The 17,162-nt window shown below is 73.9% G+C and carries 16 protein-coding genes; 5 read left to right on the forward strand and 11 right to left on the reverse strand.

The window, feature by feature from the left end; all coding sequences use genetic code 11:
- Positions 1-16 precede the first annotated feature (16 nt).
- A complete protein-coding gene (locus ABD234_RS02235) occupies positions 17-388 on the reverse strand; it encodes a MerR family transcriptional regulator (RefSeq protein ID WP_038370048.1) in 372 nt (123 codons plus the stop codon).
- A 53-nt stretch (positions 389-441) separates the two neighbouring features.
- Between ABD234_RS02235 and ABD234_RS02240 the strand changes: the two genes are divergently transcribed.
- The gene (locus tag ABD234_RS02240) at positions 442-1,428 is read left to right on the forward strand and encodes an aldo/keto reductase (RefSeq protein WP_344353717.1); all 987 of its coding nucleotides are present in this window, start codon (positions 442-444) and stop codon (positions 1,426-1,428) included.
- 132 nt (positions 1,429-1,560) lie between these two features.
- Here the strand turns inward: ABD234_RS02240 and ABD234_RS02245 are convergent, their stop codons facing one another.
- From ABD234_RS02245 to ABD234_RS02260, 4 genes are read right to left on the reverse strand one after another with little or no spacing between them, the layout of a single operon-like run.
- Complete coding sequence (locus ABD234_RS02245; protein WP_344353719.1) at positions 1,561-3,057, reverse strand: Hsp70 family protein; 1,497 nt, start codon at positions 3,055-3,057, stop codon at positions 1,561-1,563.
- A gap of 60 nt (positions 3,058-3,117) precedes the next feature.
- Complete coding sequence (locus tag ABD234_RS02250; protein ID WP_344353721.1) at positions 3,118-3,783, reverse strand: DUF6320 domain-containing protein; 666 nt, start codon at positions 3,781-3,783, stop codon at positions 3,118-3,120.
- A complete protein-coding gene (locus ABD234_RS02255; RefSeq protein ID WP_038370044.1) occupies positions 3,780-5,222 on the reverse strand; it encodes a hypothetical protein in 1,443 nt (480 codons plus the stop codon). The genes ABD234_RS02250 and ABD234_RS02255 overlap by 4 nt, the downstream gene beginning before the upstream one ends.
- Positions 5,219-6,166, reverse strand: a complete 948-nt coding sequence (locus tag ABD234_RS02260; protein ID WP_038370042.1) for an alpha/beta hydrolase — start codon at positions 6,164-6,166, stop codon at positions 5,219-5,221. Before ABD234_RS02260 ends, ABD234_RS02255 begins: the two co-directional genes overlap by 4 nt.
- A gap of 123 nt (positions 6,167-6,289) precedes the next feature.
- Here ABD234_RS02260 and metH point away from each other — a divergent pair, with 123 nt between their 5' ends.
- On the forward strand, positions 6,290-9,871 hold the full coding sequence (metH, locus tag ABD234_RS02265; protein WP_038370041.1) for a methionine synthase: 3,582 nt from the start codon (positions 6,290-6,292) through the stop codon (positions 9,869-9,871).
- A 26-nt stretch (positions 9,872-9,897) separates the two neighbouring features.
- Here metH and ABD234_RS02270 read toward each other — a convergent pair whose 3' ends face one another.
- From ABD234_RS02270 to ABD234_RS02290, 5 genes are all read right to left on the reverse strand, one after another.
- A complete protein-coding gene (locus tag ABD234_RS02270; RefSeq protein ID WP_038370040.1) occupies positions 9,898-10,290 on the reverse strand; it encodes a nuclear transport factor 2 family protein in 393 nt (130 codons plus the stop codon).
- 32 nt (positions 10,291-10,322) lie between these two features.
- On the reverse strand, positions 10,323-11,135 hold the full coding sequence (locus ABD234_RS02275) for a DUF1684 domain-containing protein (RefSeq protein WP_038370039.1): 813 nt from the start codon (positions 11,133-11,135) through the stop codon (positions 10,323-10,325).
- A 204-nt stretch (positions 11,136-11,339) separates the two neighbouring features.
- Positions 11,340-11,951 carry a DUF6580 family putative transport protein gene (locus tag ABD234_RS02280; protein ID WP_038370037.1) on the reverse strand — a complete coding sequence of 204 codons (612 nt, stop codon included), beginning with the start codon at positions 11,949-11,951 and terminating at the stop codon, positions 11,340-11,342.
- Positions 11,948-12,448: a DUF4430 domain-containing protein gene (locus tag ABD234_RS02285; protein ID WP_051486358.1), complete on the reverse strand. Its 501-nt coding sequence runs from the start codon at positions 12,446-12,448 to the stop codon at positions 11,948-11,950. Before ABD234_RS02285 ends, ABD234_RS02280 begins: the two co-directional genes overlap by 4 nt.
- A 91-nt stretch (positions 12,449-12,539) precedes the next feature.
- Positions 12,540-13,160, reverse strand: coding sequence for a TetR/AcrR family transcriptional regulator (locus ABD234_RS02290; protein ID WP_051486357.1), 621 nt, complete (start codon positions 13,158-13,160; stop codon positions 12,540-12,542).
- Between the two features lie 85 nt (positions 13,161-13,245).
- Here ABD234_RS02290 and ABD234_RS02295 point away from each other — a divergent pair, with 85 nt between their 5' ends.
- Complete coding sequence (locus tag ABD234_RS02295) at positions 13,246-13,812, forward strand: hypothetical protein (RefSeq protein WP_051486356.1); 567 nt, start codon at positions 13,246-13,248, stop codon at positions 13,810-13,812.
- Between the two features lie 28 nt (positions 13,813-13,840).
- Here the strand turns inward: ABD234_RS02295 and ABD234_RS02300 are convergent, their stop codons facing one another.
- Positions 13,841-15,241: an NAD(P)-binding protein gene (locus ABD234_RS02300; protein WP_038370036.1), complete on the reverse strand. Its 1,401-nt coding sequence runs from the start codon at positions 15,239-15,241 to the stop codon at positions 13,841-13,843.
- Between the two features lie 147 nt (positions 15,242-15,388).
- Here ABD234_RS02300 and ABD234_RS02305 point away from each other — a divergent pair, with 147 nt between their 5' ends.
- The gene (locus tag ABD234_RS02305; RefSeq protein ID WP_038370034.1) at positions 15,389-15,916 is read left to right on the forward strand and encodes a winged helix-turn-helix domain-containing protein; all 528 of its coding nucleotides are present in this window, start codon (positions 15,389-15,391) and stop codon (positions 15,914-15,916) included.
- Complete coding sequence (locus ABD234_RS02310) at positions 15,913-17,154, forward strand: MFS transporter (RefSeq protein WP_038370033.1); 1,242 nt, start codon at positions 15,913-15,915, stop codon at positions 17,152-17,154. The genes ABD234_RS02305 and ABD234_RS02310 overlap by 4 nt, the downstream gene beginning before the upstream one ends.
- Positions 17,155-17,162 lie beyond the last annotated feature (8 nt).

The raw sequence follows: 17,162 nt of genomic DNA on the forward strand, positions 1-17,162 counted from the left end.
CCCGGACCGCGGGTGATCAGTCCGCGGCGTCGCCGATCTGCTCGTCGTACCAGGCGATCTTCTCCGTCAGCCGGGCACGGCGACGGGTGAGCAGGGCGATCTGGGCATCGACATCGGCCGCGTGCTCACGCAGGAGAGCGGCGCGATCCGTCATCGTCGCGGGATCCTGGCACATCTCCCCATAGCGGCGCAGCCGTTCGATCGGCATGCCGGTGTCCCGCAGGCACTGCAGGAAGTCGAGGGTCGACAGATCCGCGTCAGAGTAGACCCGGTGCCCGCCGGCGCTGCGCGCGACCCGCGGCAGGATGCCCTCGCGCTCGTAGTAGCGCAGGGTGTCGATCGTGAACCCGCTGCGCTGCGCGGCCTCGGCCGGGGTATAGGTCGCCATGACGGCAGGCTACCGCTTGACCTGGAGCGCGCTCCAGGGCTCAGGCTCATGCCATGACCGCACAGAACAGCACCCCGGCCCGTCCCGACCCGACCACCCCGCCGCCCGACTCCCCGCTGGTGCTCGGCGCGATGACCTTCGGCACCCGCATCGACGAGGAGACGTCCTTCGCCCTCCTGGACCGCTTCGTCGAGCGCGGCGGCACCTGGATCGACACCGCCGACTGCTACGCCTTCTGGCTGGATCCCGCCGGCCGGGGCGGAGCCAGCGAACGGGTCATCGGCCGCTGGCTCGCCGCCCGCCCCGGGATGCGCGACCGGGTGCGCATCGCCACCAAGGTCGGTGCGGAGCCGCTGTGGGCGGGGTCCTGGCCCGAGCACCGGTCCGGCCTGTCCCGACGGGCGATCCACGACGCCTTCGCCGGAAGCCTCGCACGGCTCGGGATCGAGAGCGTGGATCTGCTGTGGCTGCACCAGGAGGACCGCACCGTCCCCATCGAGGAGAGCGTGGACGCGATGGCCGAGCTCGCGGCCGATGGCCGGGTGCGCCGCGTCGGCGCCTCGAACCATCCGGCCTGGCGGGTGGAGCGGGCCCGGGCGCATGCCCTGGCCACGGGCGCGATGCCGATCGACGCCCTGCAGCTCAGCGCGACCGCCCTGCGGCCCCGACCCGGCACGCAGCCGGAGGGGAACGTGCATCCCTTCGGCGTCCTGGGTGCCGAGCAGGTGGATCTGGCCCGTGAGGAGAGGCTGGAGGTGTGGGCCTATTCGCCGCTGCTGGGCGGTGCCTACGACGACCCCGCCAAGCCCATCGACCCGGTCTTCGACCATCCCGGCACGGAGCGACGCCTCGCGGCGCTGGACGAGGTGGCCCGGCGCACCGGCGCCCGCCGCGGGCAGGTCGTGCTCGCCCACCTGGTCTCGCAGGGCATCCGGCCGATCCTCGGCGGCAGCAGGCCGTACCAGCTCGAGGAGGCGCTGGACGGCGTCTCCCTCGTGCTCGACGAGGAGGCGCGGGAGATCCTGGACGCGGCGCTCTAGGGCCGGCTCCCGGAGGGCGAACGGCCCCGCCGGGCGAACGGCTCCCGGCGGGCGAACGGCTCCCGGCGGGCGGCCGGCCCCAGGCGGACGGCCGGTCGCCGCCCGGTCGCCGGCGGGGCGGCCGGCGCGAGCTCAGCGGCCCAGGCCGTACTCCCGCGCGTAGCCGGTGGTCAGATCCGCGATGCGCACGGAGACGATGCCGGCGGCGTCGATCGTGTAGGTCTCCTCCACGAGCGGCCCGCCGGCGCGGCGCTCCACGGGCACCGCGGCCAGGCGCTCGGTCTCCTCTGCACCGTCGGAGCCCTGCAGCGCCGGGTCGAAGGGGAAGATCACCTCCGCGTAGGGCACCAGGTCGCCGCGGGGCTCGCCGACGGCGTCGACGCTCGTGTGCTCGACGTAGCGGAACCAGCCGAGGTTGTGCGCGGCGACGTAGCGGCGGGTCACCACGATCTCCCCGTGCTCGGGGACCGGGTGCTCGCGGGTGAGGATCGGATCGAAGGCGACGCCGGCGCCGGCATCGCGCTCGCGGAACACGCCGAAGCCGCGGGAGAGCCGGTCCGAGACGGTGAACCCGGAGTCGGGATCGGCGGCGATGGCCAGGCCGATGGCCGTGGAGGCCGCCGGGTACGGGGAGCGGTGCACGCGGCGGCCGAAGCGCTCGCGGATCATCCGCGGCACCAGCGGGAGGCCGGAGCCGCCGCCGACGAGGTAGATGCCGGCGACGGTCGAGTCCTTGTCCAGCGGTCCGACCAGCGGCTCCATGGCCGAGACCGAGCGGGCCACGAGATCGGAGGCGGCGGAGTAGAAGGCGTCGACCGCGACGACGACGGGCTCGCCCGCGCCATCGGCCGTGGGCAGCTCGACGACCATGCGGCGGGTCTGCGGGGTGAGGCGCTCCTTGGCCTCGCGGCAGTCGTCGAGGAGCCGGTCGCGCTGGGGGCCGGTCAGCTGCGCGCGGGTGCGGCCGGCCGCCTCGAGCACCACGTCGGCCAACACCTCGTCGAAGTCGTCCCCACCCAGACGGTTCACCCCGACGCTGCCGAGAACGGCGTGGCTGGTGCCGTCGGCCTGGACGAGCGAGGTGTCGAAGGTGCCGCCGCCGAGGTCGTAGACGACCACCCGGGTGCGGCGGGCCGAGAGGCTGCGGGGCTGGCGGTGGGTGAACTCGAATCCCGCGGCGGAGGGCTCGTTGAGCATCGCCACCACCTCGAAGCCGGCGCGGCGGAACGCCTCCAGCGTCATGAAGCGCTGCGCGCCGTGGGCGTGGGCGGGGACGGACACGGCGGCGGGCCCGGCCCCCTCCGGCAGGGCCTCCCGCAGCGCGCCGAGATACCCGGTGAGCACATCGGCCAGCAGCAGCTCCTGCTCGCCGATCCGCACCGTGGTGCCCGGATGGGTGGTGGGCTCGCCCAGCAGGCGCTTGATGGAGCGCAGGTGCGGCGCCCCGGCGCGAGCGGCCGCGAGGGCCTCGAACCCGTGCACCAGGCGCCCGTCCTCCCACGCGACCACCGAGGGGAAGTGCTCGTGCGCGTCCCCGTCGGTGTCCAGGAAGGTGAGCACCGGATAGTTCCCGCGGTCCACGCCCGCGACGATGGTGCGCGTCGTCCCGAAATCGATCCCGATCAGCATGGCGTCACCGTACCCGCCGCGGCGCCGGGCGGGACCCCGCATCCCAGGCACGAGACGGCCCTAGATGTGAAGGCGCTTGCCCAGCTCATGCAGCACATCGGAGACCCGGTCGCGCTCCTGCATCACCAGCACGATGACGGCGAGCGCGCCGCAGCTGACCGAGGGGATCGGGTCCGCGACCCAGCCCAGCGCCGTGAACACGATGGGCACCAGTCCCAGCAGCACCATCGTCCCGCTGTAGAGCACATGGTCCCCCGCCTCGATCCGCAGGGCGGGGACGGCGATCACCAGCGCGAGGATCGAGCAGCCGCACACGATCGGCACCGCGTAGGTCAGCGACCATCCGTCCCAGCCCACCAGGTAGTCCCAGTAGGCGCAGATCCCGCAGATCAGCACGACGACGGTGGCGGTGCCCTTGGCGATGTCGCGGCGGGCGCGCACCGCCATCAGCACCACCAGCCACATGGCGCTCAGCCCCAGCCACACCGAGCGCACCAGGCCGATCCCCGCGTGGCCGCGGTCGAACAGCATCTGCGCCCCGAACGACGCGAGGATCACCACCAGCGAGGCCAGCAGCAGGATCCGGTAGATCCGGCGGCGGGAGAACCGCAGCGGGACGGCCGGGAAGGGATCGGGCCGCATCGGGCCCATCACCGTCCGCCCGCACAACGGGCAGCGCGACCAGGCGCCCTCGACGGCGACCCCGCAGTCCGGACAGCGCCTCATGCGGCTCCCTCCGCCAGCTCCGCCTCGGTCACCCGGGTCGCCGCGACGCTCACGGCGATGCCCTGGGCGGTGAGCAGCCGGGCGAACTCGCGCACGTGGCCGGTCTCCAGGAACGGGGAGGTGAAGGTGATGCTCAGCCATCCGCCGTAGGAGATGGCGCAGATCTGCGGCCGCACGGCCGAGACCTGGAAGGAGACCCGGCGCACCTGGTCGGCGATGTCCTCCGGCAGGCGCACCGGGCCCATGTTGGAGACCGCCACGGTCAGCGCGCGGTTGTTGACCCGGTTGACCAGGCCGAGGACGAGGTCCTTGAGGGGGCGCGGGATGATCCGCAGCACGGGCATGCGCTCGAGCCCCATCAGCCGGCGCAGCCGCTCCTCGAGGGCTCCGATCTCGATCTGGGGGCGGAAGTCGGCCTCGAGCTGCCGGCCGATGGCTCCCAGGTCGTCCAGGCCCTCGCCGTAGGTGTGCTCGACCCGCAGGGCGGTGAAGAAGTTGCGGGAGGAGGTGGAGGGGAAGAACTGCCGCAGGTTCACCGGGACGCTCGCGGCCAGGGTGCGGGCCCGGCCGAGGTCCCCCGCGCTGCGGCGCACCGCCTCGAACAGGAGCGCGGTGAGGTACATGGTCGTGCCCACGCCTTCGGGTCGGGTGGCGAGCAGCTCGGCCACCGGAACCGTCAGCTCCACCGCGCGGGTGCGGCCGTCGGGGGTGCGGGTGCCGGGGACGCGGTGCACGTGCGTCTCGTGGCGGCGCGGTCCCCGGCCGACCATGCGGCGCCGCGGGCTCGCCGCGGGCTCCTGCGCGGGCATCCCCTCGGGCAGGCCCGCCGGGGTCGCGGCCCGGACGAAGGCCGATGCCTCGGCGGCGCTCGCCGCGGGCGCGGGCCGGCGCTCGCGCCGGAAGTAGCGGGCGAAGGGATCCACGAACAGGCCGCGGCCGTGACGGGAGGTGGGGTCGACGGCGGGAGGGGGCGACGCGGCCGAGGCCGGGTCGGCGCCGCCGGCCGGGGCGGGCCCTGCCGCGGTGCGGGCGCGGGCGTAGGCGATGACGAGCTCGCGCAGGAAGGCCAGGGCGCCGGTCCCGTCGGAGAGGGCATGGAAGACCTCCAGGACGATGCGGCGGCGGTGGCGCATCACGCGGAACAGCAGCTCCCGCCGGTTCTCGCGGTAGATCGCGGCGCAGGTGGGCCGGACCTCGGCCTGCACCTGCGGGCGCAGGTCGCTGTCCTGCAGGTAGTACCAGAACAGTCCCTTGCGCAGCACGGCGTGGTACAGCGGGTAGCGGTCGAAGGTCGCGTCCAGGGCCTGCTGGAGCAGCTCGCCGTCGACCTCGTGGTCCATCTCCGCGCTCATGCGGAACACCTTGGGATCGACGTCGCTGCGCGCGGCCAGGAAGATGTTCGAGGCGTTGTCCAGCCGCACCCAGGCCCGGCGCGTCACGGGGTGCCTCCGTCCGGCAGCGGCGCGTCGAGGAACTCGTCGATCACCTCGTAGGCCTCGCGCAGGGACCTCGCGAAGCGCGGCAGGGTGATGAACCCGTGCAGCGCCCCCTCGACGCGGTGGATCCGCACCTCGGTGCCGGCATCCCGCAGCGCCCGGCCGTACGCCTCGCCCTCGTCGCACAGCAGGTCGAGCTCGGCGGTGATCAGGAGGGTGCGCGGCTGCCCGTCGAGGTCGGAGGCCATCAGCGGGGAGACCAGCGGGTCCCGGCGCAGCGCCGGGTCGGGGACGTACAGCTCGAGGTAGTCCTCGACCTCGGTCGAGGTCAGCCGGTAGTCCGCACCGTGCCGGCGCGCCGAGAGGAACGGCGTGGTGCGCGGGTCGTGGTCCCAGTGCGTCACCGGGTACAGCAGGATCTGCCGCTGCGGCATGGGGAGCCCGCGCTCGTGCAGCAGGAGGCAGGAGGCGGCGGCGAGGTTCCCGCCCGCCGAGTCGCCCACCAGCACGATCCGTGCCGCGGACTCCGCCCCCAGGCGCCAGGGAGCCTCCAGGATCGCCCGGATGATCCGCCAGCAGTCCTCGAGACCGGCCGGGAAGGGGTGCTCGGGGGCCAGGCGGTAGTCGACGGAGGCCACCACGCAGCCGGTGAGGTCGGCCATGGTCGCGCAGGCCGGAGTGTAGCTCTCGATGTCCCCCGTCACCCAGCCGCCGCCGTGGAGGAACAGCAGCACCTCCTCGCGGCGCTGCTCGCGGGGGCTGAACACCCGCACCGGCACCTCGCGCTCGCCGTCGCCGGTGTCGATGCGCAGGTCCACCGCCCGGTACCGCGGGACGGGCCGGGCGGCCAGCTGCCGCTGCAGGCGCCGCACCCGGGCGTAGTCCTCGCGCATGTTCAGCCGCGGGGCCGCGAACAGGCGCATCACGGACCGCAGGAGGGGGTTCACGGGCGCCCCGTGCCGACGATGCCGCGACGTGTCATGCCACCAGAGTAGGGCCCCGGCCGCCCGGGTCCCTCCGCCAGGCGGACCCGGGAGGGCAGATGGCGCGGCGACGCCTACCCTGGTCGGATGATCTCCGCACCCGCCGGCCGCGCGGCCGCGCTCCTCGAGGCCGTCCGTTCCCGTGTCGTCGTCGCCGACGGCGCCATGGGCACCATGATCCAGGCCGAGGAGCCGACCCTCGAGGACTACCAGCAGCACGAGGGCTGCAACGAGATCCTCAACGTGACCCGCCCGGACATCATCCGCGGGGTCCACGACGCCTATCTCGCCGCGGGCGTGGACGCGATCGAGTCGAACACCTTCGGCGCGAACTGGTCGAACCTGTCCGACTACGGGATCGAGGACCGGATCCGCGAGCTGGCCCGCGCCGGGGCGGCGCTGGCCCGCGAGCGGGCCGATGCCTTCGCCACCGCCGAGCAGCCCCGCTGGGTGCTGGGCTCGATGGGCCCGGGCACGAAGCTGCCCTCGCTGCAGCACACCACCTACGCGCATCTGCGCGACACCTTCGCCGAGCAGGCCGCGGGCCTCATCGAGGGCGGGGCCGACGCCCTGCTGATCGAGACCAGCCAGGACCTCCTGCAGACGAAGGCGGCGGTCACCGGCTGCCGCCGGGCCGTCGAGGAGACGGGTGTCGCGCTGCCGATCATCACCTCGATCACCGTGGAGACCACCGGCACCATGCTGATGGGATCGGAGATCGGGGCGGCCCTGACCGCTCTGCAGTCCCTGGACGTGGACGTGATCGGCCTGAACTGCGCGACCGGTCCCGACCTCATGAGCGAGCATCTGCGCATCCTCGCCCGGCACAGCGAGGCGCCGCTGGTGTGCATGCCCAACGCCGGCCTGCCGGAGCTCGGCCCGCACGGCGCCGTCTACCCCCTCACGCCCGAGGAGCTCGCCGCCGCCCACGCCCAGTTCGTCAAGGAGTTCGGGCTGGGGCTGGTGGGCGGGTGCTGCGGCACGACGCCCGAGCACATGCGCCAGGTCGTCGAGGCGGTGCGGGGCCATGCGCTGCCGGAGCGCTCCGTCCAGCGCCAGAACGGCGTCTCCTCCCTCTACACCCACACCGACCTGTCGCAGGACGCCTCCTACCTCGCCATCGGCGAGCGCACCAACTCCAACGGATCCAAGGCCTTCCGGGAGGCGCTGCTGGAGGGCCGCTTCGACGACATCGTCGACATCGCCCGGGCGCAGACCCGCGACGGCGCCCACCTGCTGGACGTGTGCGTGGACTACGTGGGCCGCGACGGCGTCGAGGACATCCGCGCCGTCGTCTCGCGGCTGGCCAGCGCCTCCACCCTGCCGCTGGTGATCGACTCCACCGAGCCCGACGTCATCCGGGCCGGCCTCGAGCTGGTCGGCGGCCGGGCCGTGGTGAACTCGGTGAACTTCGAGGACGGCGACGCGCCGGGCTCGCGCTTCCGTCGGATCATGCCGGCGGTGAAGGAGCACGGTGCGGCGGTCATCGCCCTCACCATCGACGAGCAGGGGCAGGCCCGCACGGCGGAGCACAAGGTCGCCATCGCCTCGCGCCTCATCGACACCCTGGTGGCCGACTGGGACATGCGGGTCGACGACATCATCGTCGACGCCCTCACCTTCCCCATCGCCACCGGCCAGGAGGAGACCCGCCGGGACGCCATCGAGACGATCGCCGCGATCCGCGAGATCACCGCGAAGTACCCGGGCGTGCACACCACCCTGGGCGTGTCCAACGTGTCCTTCGGCCTCTCCCCCGCGGCCCGCACCGTGCTGAACTCGGTGTTCCTGCACGAGGCGACGCAGGCGGGGCTCGACTCCGCGATCGTCCACGCGGCGAAGATCCTGCCGCGCGCGGCGATCCCCGACGAGCAGTGGCAGGCCGCCGAGGACCTGGTGTGGGACCGCCGCCGCTATGACGACGCCGGGAACCTGGTCCATGACCCGCTGGCCCACCTGCTGGAGACGTTCTCCGGGGTCGACTCCGCGGCGCTGCGCGACCAGCGCGCGGCGGAGCTCGCCGCGCTGCCCACCGGCGAGCGGCTCGAGCGGCGCATCATCGACGGGGCCCGCAAGGGGCTCGAGGAGGACATCGACCTCGCCCTCGGCGAGGGCATGGCCGCGCTCGACATCGTGAACACGCACCTGCTGGGCGGGATGAAGGTCGTCGGCGAGCTGTTCGGCTCCGGGCAGATGCAGCTGCCCTTCGTGCTGCAGTCGGCCGAGGTGATGAAGGCGGCCGTCGCCCTGCTCGAGCCGCACATGGAGAAGGTCGAGGGCGGGGCCTCGGCCTCCAAGGGGACGATCGTGCTGGCGACCGTGCGCGGGGACGTGCACGACATCGGCAAGAACCTCGTGGACATCATCCTCACCAACAACGGGTACACCGTCGTGAACATCGGCATCAAGCAGCCGATCTCGGCCATGATCGACGCGGCGATCGAGCACGACGCCGACGTCATCGGCATGTCGGGGCTGCTCGTGAAGTCGACCGTGGTGATGAAGGAGAACCTCGAGGAGCTCGTCTCCCGCAGGCTGGCCGACCGCTGGCCGATCCTGCTGGGCGGCGCGGCGCTGACCCGCCCCTACGTGGAGGACGATCTCGCCTCGCAGTTCCCGGGCGTGGTCCGCTACGCCCGGGACGCCTTCGAGGGGCTGCGCCTGATGGAGCCGCTGGTCGCCGTCGCGCGGGGGGCGGATCCCGATGCCGTGGGCCTGCCGCCGCTGCGCACGCGGCGCCACCACGTCGCCACCCTGGAGCGGACCGCCGTCGAGGACCTGCCCGCGCGCTCGGACGTCGCCGCCGACAACCCGGTGCCGGATCCGCCGTTCTGGGGGACCCGCATCGTCAAGGGCATCCAGCTCTCCGACTACGCCTCGCTGCTGGACGAGCGGGCCACGTTCATGGGCCAGTGGGGCTTGAAGGCCGGCCGCGGCGAGGACGGCGCGAGCTACGAGGAGCTCGTGGCGACGGAGGGCCGCCCGCGCCTGGCCGCCTGGATGGAGCGCATCGCCCGCGAGCACATCATGGATCCGACGGTCATCTACGGCTACTTCCCCGTCTGGTCGGAGGGGAACGATCTGGTCGTCGCCCACCACGGCGGGCAGCTGGCCGGCATCGGCTCGACCGACGGCGGCTCCGACGGGGAGCCGGGCACGGAGCGTCTGCGCTTCACCTTCCCGCGGCAGACCCGGGACCGCCACCTGTGCATCGCCGACTACTTCCGCCCGCGCTCCTGGGTGGAGGAGACGGGCCGTTTCGACGTGCTGCCCGTCCAGCTGGTGACGGTGGGCGACACCGTCTCCACGGTCACCGCGCAGCTGTTCGCCGAGAACCGCTACCGCGAGTACATGGAGCTCCACGGGCTGTCCGTCCAGCTCACGGAGTCCCTCGCGGAGTTCTGGCACTCCCGGGTCCGCGAGGAGCTGGGCTTCGCCGACGAGGATCCGGCGGAGGTGCAGGGCATGCTCGACCTCGAGTACCGCGGGGCGCGCCTGTCCCTGGGCTACCCGGCATGCCCCGACATGGAGGACCGCCGCAAGGTCGTCGCCCTGCTGCGTCCCGAGCGGGTCGGCATCACCCTCAGCGATGAGCTGCAGCTGCACCCCGAGCAGTCCACGGACGCCTTCGTGGTCCACCACCCGGAGGCCACGTACTTCTCGATGTGACCTCCGGGGGTCTCCGTCCCGGGGGATCAGCCGGCGTCGCGCACGGCGCCTCCCTCGGGCCGGACCATGGTCGCGTACTCCTCGATCCGGTCGATGAGACCGTCCCGGAACCGGAAGTACATCGCCACCGGGAGCTCGGCGCCGGACCCGTCGGGCAGGGTGATGTGCAGGACGTGCTGCTGGAGGACCTCGTCCGGCTTCTGGAACTGCCGGGTGATGTCGTATCGCAGCGCGACCGCTCCCCCGCCGCCGGACATCCGCTCGAGCTGCTCGAGGTTCTCGTCGATCGTCTGCTCGCCCGTGCCGTCGTTGTGCCAGACGGTGGCGGTGTGCGTGCACATCGCGCGCATGCCGGGGAAGTCGAAGGACTCCACGCGCCGCAGGTACCGGACCGCCTTCTCCATCAGCTCGGTCGTCATGGTTCCGTCCTGTCCTGTCGTGTCGGTCTCTGTCACCGTGCTCCGCCATTCGGGTCGAGGACGGGTGCACGCTCTCCGGCGTCGACGACGACCGGAAGGTGGTTCTCCCGCAGCGGGACCGGGCACGGGAACGCCGCGGAGAAGACATGGTGGGGAAGGATCACCTGGTTGAGGTCGATCCGGAGGGTGCCGTCCTCGCCCGGGGGCAGGATGAGCCACCGACCGATCTCGGGGGTGTCGGTGCCGCTTCCGGGATCGGTGAAGACCACCAGGCGCAGGCCGGGGACGGTCTCCAGCACCACCAGGGTGTGCTCCCGGCCGCCGATCCCGACGACCAGGTCCCCGGGAGCGGGGACCCTCTCGGTGCTCCGAGGGCTGGTCAGCCGCTCGACCTCGACGGCACGGCCGGGCGTCGCCCGGTACTCGGCGTCGAGGACCCAGCTCGGGTCGTAGGGATAGTGCGCGATGTCGCGCAGCCGCGTGAGCATCGGGGCGGACGAATCCCGGACGACGATGCCGAAGGTCCCCTCCCGCCCCCGGACGAGGACCTCCCTACCGTCTGCGAGATCCACCCGGCTGCCCGATTCCACGTCCACGGCGCCGGCCACCGGCCGCCCGTCGAGGGATACGCCGTCCGCCGCGGTGGCCGTGAGGGTCAGGGCCCCCGACGTGCTCACCTCCCATCGCCCCGGCAGGCCCGGCACCCCCGGTTCGGGATGCGGGATCATCGCCAGCTGGACGGTGCCGGCCGTGCCGCGCGGGCCGGCCACCTCCTCCCACCGCCTCGTCCGCCAGCTCGTGTGCTCCGCCGGCGCACCGGGGCGGTCCGGGTCCTGTGCAGCCATGGATCCTCCTGTTCCTGGTGGCGCCCGGTGCGGGCGCCCTGCAGGTGCCACGGTGCATCAGAGGCGCTCTCGGCAGCAAACCTCGTTGCCGCTCCAGCAACCCCGCGGTGGGGCGGCCGTGCGGGCGATCACGAGAAGCACGACGGCGCCTCCCCGCAGCGTTCGCTGCCCGGGAGGCGCCGTTCTCGGTGCTGAGGGAGGGGCTCAGGCCCGATGCGCGCTCCGCGCCGGGTCCGGGCCGAGGCCGAGGGCGTGGCTGCGCTCGAAGCGCTCCACGAGGGCCACGATCCCGGCGGCGGCCGGGACCAGCACGAGGTTGCCCAGCAGCATCGTGCGCAGGAACGGGATCCCGGCGACGTAGCTGGCCAGCAGCCCGTCGAGGCCTGCCGGGTAATAGGTGCCGCGGCCCAGCAGCCACACCCCGAAGTTGGTCCACAGGTAGAAGGCCAGCGAGCTGCCGGCGCCGAAGGCGACCGCCGCGACCAGGCGGTGGGAGGTGCTGCGGGTGCGCAGCGCGCCCAGGCCGATCAGCAGCCAGGCCGACCAGGTGAACAGCAGGATCCACGAGGTGGTCAGCCCCAGGTCGCTGATCAGCACGATGGCCACGGGCACGAGCACCGCGATGCGGTGGCGCAGCAGCGCGGCGGCGGCGAAGGCGGCCATGGTGGACAGCTCGAGGTTGGGCGGGGCGCCGAGGTCGGTCTTCACGAGCCGCCACACGACGGCGGCGACCACGAGCACCGCGACGACGGCGGGGCGCCACCAGCGGCGGGCGAGGTCCTCGAGTCCCAGGTCCGTGCTGCGGTCCTCGATCATGAGAAGGTCTCCAGCTTCCAGACGATCTGCTGACCGTCCTCGGTGATCAGGGAGCCGGCGCCCACCGGGGCGAGCTCGCCGTCGACGTACAGGGCCCAGAACTCCTTCGCGCCCTCGTCGGCGACGCGCCCGTCGATGCCGGTGACGAAGGCGTTCTCGCCCTCGCCCTGGACCTGGGCGCTCGGGTCCTTCTCGAGCAGCAGCTCGAGGGCGGTGCGGCCCTGCTCGCCCTCGTAGGCGAACTCGGCCGTCTCGGCGCCGCCGTCGTCCGAGGCCCCGCCGGCGTCGGAGGCCCCGCCGGCGTCGGAGGCCCCGCCGGCGTCGGAGGCGGCCGGCTCGGAGGCGGCCGGCTCGGAGGCGGCGGGGGCGGACGCGCTCGAGGGCGTCTGCGCGGGATCCTCGGCGCCGCCGCAGCCGGCCAGCAGGGCGGCGCTCAGGAGCAGGGCGGAGGCGAGGGGAAGGGACCGCCGCAGGGCGGCGGAGCGGGAAGCAGTCATGGGCGTATCCTCCCGTACGGCCCCGCCCCGCACAATCCGATGCGAACGGCGATGAACACGGCCGGACCGGCGCTGCGCGCCGCCTGCGCTCTCAGCGGGCGCAGGTCCACACGGCCAGCACGCTCGCGGAGATCGCGGGCGCGGCCTGCGCCGCCTCGAGCCGCCCCGCGGCGACCTCCACCGCGGCGCCCTGCATGAGCTGGTGCAGCACGCTCACCAGCCAGGCGGCGGGGAGGTCCTCGCGGAACACGCCCAGCTCCCGGCCGCGCGCGAGGAGGGCCTCCACCCGGGCCGCCGGGGCGGCATGCAGCCGGCGGACCTCCTCGGCCTCCAGCACGCCCGCCGCCGCGGCCGCGACGGCGCCGATCCGGGCGATCTGCTCCCAGCTCGCGAGGATCAGGCGCTCGAGGGCCGCGCGCGGGTCGCCGGAGAGGTCGACCTGCGCGAGCACGACGTCCCCCTCGGTGATCGCCCGGGCGACCACGGCACGCAGCAGGTCCGCGCGGGAGGAGAAGTGGGCGTACACGGTCACGCGGCCCACGCCGGCGGCCGCGGCGATGTCCGCCATGCTGGCATCCGGCCGCACGGCCAACACGTGGATCCCGGCGTCGAGGATCGCCGCGATGCTGCGCCGGGCGTCGGCGCGGAGCGGACGGGACCCGGCCGGGGACGGCGGCGGGGACGACGACGGCGACGGCGACGGCGACGGCATGGTCCGCTCCTCTTGTCGTGCCGCCGGGGGCGGGCTACGGTGACCTCTAACTCGAACACCACTGTACGAGAAGAGGCGATGTCCCGTGACGGCACCCGCGCCGACCGCGTCCCGGCCCGCCCTCGGGCTCCGCTCCGGCCTCGCCGTCCTCGCCGGGGTGGTCGTCGCCGTCGCGACGGGATTCCAGTCCGACCTCGCCCCGCTGATCATGGTGTGCTCGGCGATCTATCTCTGTGCGGCGGCGGTCGGTCGTCGCGGCGCCGCATGGCTGGGCTTCGCCGCCTCCTTCGTCGTGCTGACGCCCGGCTTCGTCCTGGACTCCCCCTGGGTGCCAATCCTCGCCCTGCTGGCCATCCAGCTGGTCCTCGTCGTCGTGGGCGTCGTGCGGGGCGCCTGGACGACCGGGCCGGCGCGGCTCCAGCTGTACGGCGCGGCGGGGTTCGGGGCGCTCGCCGTCCTCGCCGTCGCGGTCGAGGGGGCCGGGCCCGCGGCTGGGGTGCTCACCGTCCTCGGGCTGCTGGGCCATGGCGCCTGGGACATCGGACACCATCGGGCCGATGCCGTGGTCACCCGCCCCTATGCGCTGTTCTGCGCGGTGCTCGACATGGTCCTCGCAGTCCTGGTGGCCGTCGGCCTCGTCACCGGCGCCTGAGGCACCCTCGCCCCACGGCGCCGCGGGCTCACGCCGCGGCCTCGCGCGCGAGCCGGGCCAGCGCCGCCGCGCCCGGCGCCGTCTGCGCCGCTACCCGGGCCAGCACGTCCTCGAGCGCCGGGGACCGGGCGCCGGCCGGCACCCGGGCCGGGTTCAGCGCCACGGTCCGCGCCCAGGCGGCGATGTCCGGATGGGCGCCGAAGGTCGCTGCGGAGCGGGTCCCCTGCGCCGTCATGCCGACCCAGTCCGCCGGCGTGCTCGGGTACGGGGTGGGCAGGCAGATCCGGTTCTTGAGCTCGTCGTCGTCGCGGGTCGCCTCGACATAGCCGATGAGCGCCGCACCGAAGCAGGGGAAGCCGGCCCGGACCGGCTGGATCCGGATCGCCTCGCGGCCCCAGATCGGCACACCGGGCTCGCGCCGCAGGCCGCGCGCCGCGCAGTGCACGACCAGCGCATCCGCGCGGATCCGCACCTCGCCCCCGTCCAGCAGCAGACGCCCTCGCTCGACGCGGCGCAGGTGCCCGCGGCGCACCACGTCCTCCACGCTGCGCAACAGGTCCAGCTCCCATCGGCCCAGGGTCGGCGCCCGCGCCATCGTCGGGGTCCGGGAGCGGTCGATGCGGAGCATGACGCCGGCGTCCTCGAGACGCAGGAACAGGTCGTCGACGCCGGCCGCGTGCTGGGCGGCCTCGAGGATGTCGGCCGCCATGCCCAGGAACACGGCCGGATCGGGCTGGACGACGGCGCGGTCGAGCATCCAGGGCTCCCGCGGCCGCACCCAGCAGATCGCCTCCGGGCGGACCCCGCGGCCCAGCAGCCACACCACGGTGTCGCTGGCCGTCTTCCCCGATCCCACGACGACGTACTGGCTCGGAGCGTCCTCGATGCGGGGCAGTGCATGGGCGGGCAGGACGCGGGCGTCCGCGGCGACCCCGAACGGCGGCGGCGTGCTCGCGGGGATCTGCGGCGAGAGGTACCGGGCATCCACGATCCGGCAGCGCTCGGGGACGGCGTACTCGATCCCGCCGTGGCGGAGGGTGCGGCGGTCGGCGTCGTAGTCCGCGCCGCCGAGGAACTCGACCCGCCCCGTCGGCAGCAGGCGATCGTGCAGCACCTGCGCGTAGTAGGCGCAGATCTCCTCGCGGTCGGCCCGTTCGTGGAGCCCCGCCTCGGGTCCGCTGGTCTGGAGACGCCCTGCGCCCAGCGGCGTCGACGCCACGCCGTAGAACCGGGACGCCTGGTGCAGGCGCACATAGGGGTAGGCGTCGAGCCAGTGGCCGCCCGGCGCCGTCCGCCGATCCGCCAGCACCACCCTCGCGCGGCCGTGGTCGACCAGCGCATCGGTGAACGCCATGCCGGCGGCGCCGGCGCCGACGACCAGGTGGTCGGCGTCGAGGATGCGGCGAGTCCGCGGGCCGGTCTCGTCCATGGGGCACCTCCTGGCGTCGGTGGCGACCGGGCACGAGAGCGGGGCCGGATGTGGCCGACAGCCTAGTGCGTCCGGAGCGCGGTGACGAGGTGCGCGAGAATGCAAAGATCCCTTTGCAAACACTTCTTTGCACTGTAGGGTCGCGCCATGCCCACGACCCGCTTCGTCGTCGAGGACGTCGACACCCTCAAGGCCATCAGCCATCCCCTGCGCCTGCGCCTGCTCGGCCTGCTGCGCTCGGACGGTCCCGCCACCGCCTCCGAGCTCGCCCGCGCCGTCGGCGAGTCCAGCGGCTCGACCTCGTACCATCTGCGTCAGCTCGCGCGGTACGGGTTCGTCGCCGACGAGCTCGAACGGCGGACGGGTCGCGAGCGGCGCTGGCGCGCCGTGCACGACATGACCGTCCTGCCCGACTCCCTGTCCGCGCTCCCCGGAGGCCGCGCGGCCCTGGACCGGGTGCGCGAGCGCCAGCTCCAGCTGCTGCGCGACGGGCTCGAGGCCTGGCACGAGGACCCCGGGGCCCCGGGGCTCGGCCACAGCGACTACCTGCTCTCCCTGGACCCGGAGGACCTCCGCGAGCTCCAGGACGAGATCTCCGCGCTCATCGAGCGCTATCGGGACCGGGACGGATCGCAGGCGGTGACGATGCACGTGCTCTCCCTCCCGCGGACATGACGCTCGCCGCCCGCTTCCGGCTGCTGACCGCCCTGCGCTGGCTGCCCACCGGCCTGGTGATCCCGGTGATGGCCCTCCTCCCCCTGCAGCGGGGCATGAGCGTGGCCGAGATGGGCGCGGCCCTCGCCGTCCAGGGCATCGTCGTGCTCTGCCTCGAGCTGCCGATGGGCGCCCTGGCCGACACCTGGGGGCGACGGCCGCTCTTCGTGGCCTCGGCGGTCCTCGCGCTCGCCTCGTACGGGGTGTTCGCCGTGGCCGCCACGCCCCTCCTGCTCGCGCTCGCCGCCGCCCTCTCCGGCGTGTTCCGCGCCCTGGACAGCGGCGCCCTGAACGCCTGGTTCGTGGACGAGATCCATTCGACCCTCCCCCCGGAGCGGCGCGCCGACGCCGTGACGCGGGGGCTCGGCGGGGCCAGCGGAGCGGTCGGGGTGTCGATCGCGGGAGGCTCGCTGCTGTCCGCCGGCCTCGTCGCCTGGTCCCCGGGAGGCCCCGGGACCGCGCTGGTGTTCCCCTTCCTGGCCGCATCGGGCCTGGTGATCGCGCAGATCGTGGCGACCGCCCTGCTCATGCACGAGCCGCGCCGGAGGGCGGCCGGCGCCGTGCACGCCGCGCAGGCGGTGCGCGACGGCGTCCGGCTGCTCGCCGGCTCCCGGGTGCTGCGCGCCCTGATCGCGGTGGAGATCTTCTGGGGCTTCGGGATGGTCGCCTTCGAGACCTACATGCCCGTGCGCCTGGCGGAGCTGCTCGGGGACCGCGACCTCGCCGCCGCGATCCTCGGCCCGGTGGTCGCCGCGGCGTGGGGCGTCGCGGCCCTCGGCGCCGCCGCCGTCCCGGCCGCGGTGCGCCGATGGGGTCTGGTGCGGATCTCCGTGGCCCTGCGCCTGGCCCAGGGCGCCTTCGTGATCGCGATGGGACTGGCGTGGGGCCCGGTCGGGCTCCTCGCAGGCTTCCTCGCCACCTACGCCGTGCACATGGCGGCCGGTGTGGCCTACGAGGCCCTCCTGCACCAGGAGGTCGACTCCGCCCACCGCGCGACCGTGCTGTCCCTGGCCTCGATGGCGATGCAGCCGGCGGGCTCGATCGGCACCGTGGTGCTGGGGCTCATCGCCGCCGGCGCGTCCACCGGTGCCGCGCTCGTGGTCGGAGGGATCGTGATCGCGCTCGCCGCGCCGCTGTTCCTGGTCCGCGCGCGGCCCGGGACAGCAGAAGGGCCCCGCCGTCCGGCGGGGCCCTTCTGACGAGTCAC

Origin of the sequence: Brachybacterium phenoliresistens, from assembly GCF_039530785.1 — a bacterium.
In the GTDB taxonomy this organism is placed as follows: Bacteria; Actinomycetota; Actinomycetes; order Actinomycetales; family Dermabacteraceae; genus Brachybacterium; species Brachybacterium phenoliresistens.

Bases quoted from the DNA above. Each gene is read 5' to 3' on its own strand.
- ABD234_RS02285 (WP_051486358.1), bottom strand. From the start codon at position 12,448: ATGACTGCTTCCCGCTCCGCCGCCCTGCGGCGGTCCCTTCCCCTCGCC.
- ABD234_RS02235 (WP_038370048.1), bottom strand. From the start codon at position 388: ATGGCGACCTATACCCCGGCCGAGGCCGCGCAGCGCAGCGGGTTCACG.
- ABD234_RS02280 (WP_038370037.1), bottom strand. From the start codon at position 11,951: ATGATCGAGGACCGCAGCACGGACCTGGGACTCGAGGACCTCGCCCGC.
- ABD234_RS02245 (WP_344353719.1), bottom strand. From the start codon at position 3,057: ATGCTGATCGGGATCGATTTCGGGACGACGCGCACCATCGTCGCGGGC.
- ABD234_RS02250 (WP_344353721.1), bottom strand. From the start codon at position 3,783: ATGAGGCGCTGTCCGGACTGCGGGGTCGCCGTCGAGGGCGCCTGGTCG.
- ABD234_RS02300 (WP_038370036.1), bottom strand. From the start codon at position 15,241: ATGGACGAGACCGGCCCGCGGACTCGCCGCATCCTCGACGCCGACCAC.
- ABD234_RS02290 (WP_051486357.1), bottom strand. From the start codon at position 13,160: ATGCCGTCGCCGTCGCCGTCGCCGTCGTCGTCCCCGCCGCCGTCCCCG.
- ABD234_RS02305 (WP_038370034.1), top strand. From the start codon at position 15,389: ATGCCCACGACCCGCTTCGTCGTCGAGGACGTCGACACCCTCAAGGCC.
- ABD234_RS02270 (WP_038370040.1), bottom strand. From the start codon at position 10,290: ATGACGACCGAGCTGATGGAGAAGGCGGTCCGGTACCTGCGGCGCGTG.
- ABD234_RS02240 (WP_344353717.1), top strand. From the start codon at position 442: ATGACCGCACAGAACAGCACCCCGGCCCGTCCCGACCCGACCACCCCG.
- ABD234_RS02275 (WP_038370039.1), bottom strand. From the start codon at position 11,135: ATGGCTGCACAGGACCCGGACCGCCCCGGTGCGCCGGCGGAGCACACG.
- metH (WP_038370041.1), top strand. From the start codon at position 6,290: ATGATCTCCGCACCCGCCGGCCGCGCGGCCGCGCTCCTCGAGGCCGTC.
- ABD234_RS02310 (WP_038370033.1), top strand. From the start codon at position 15,913: ATGACGCTCGCCGCCCGCTTCCGGCTGCTGACCGCCCTGCGCTGGCTG.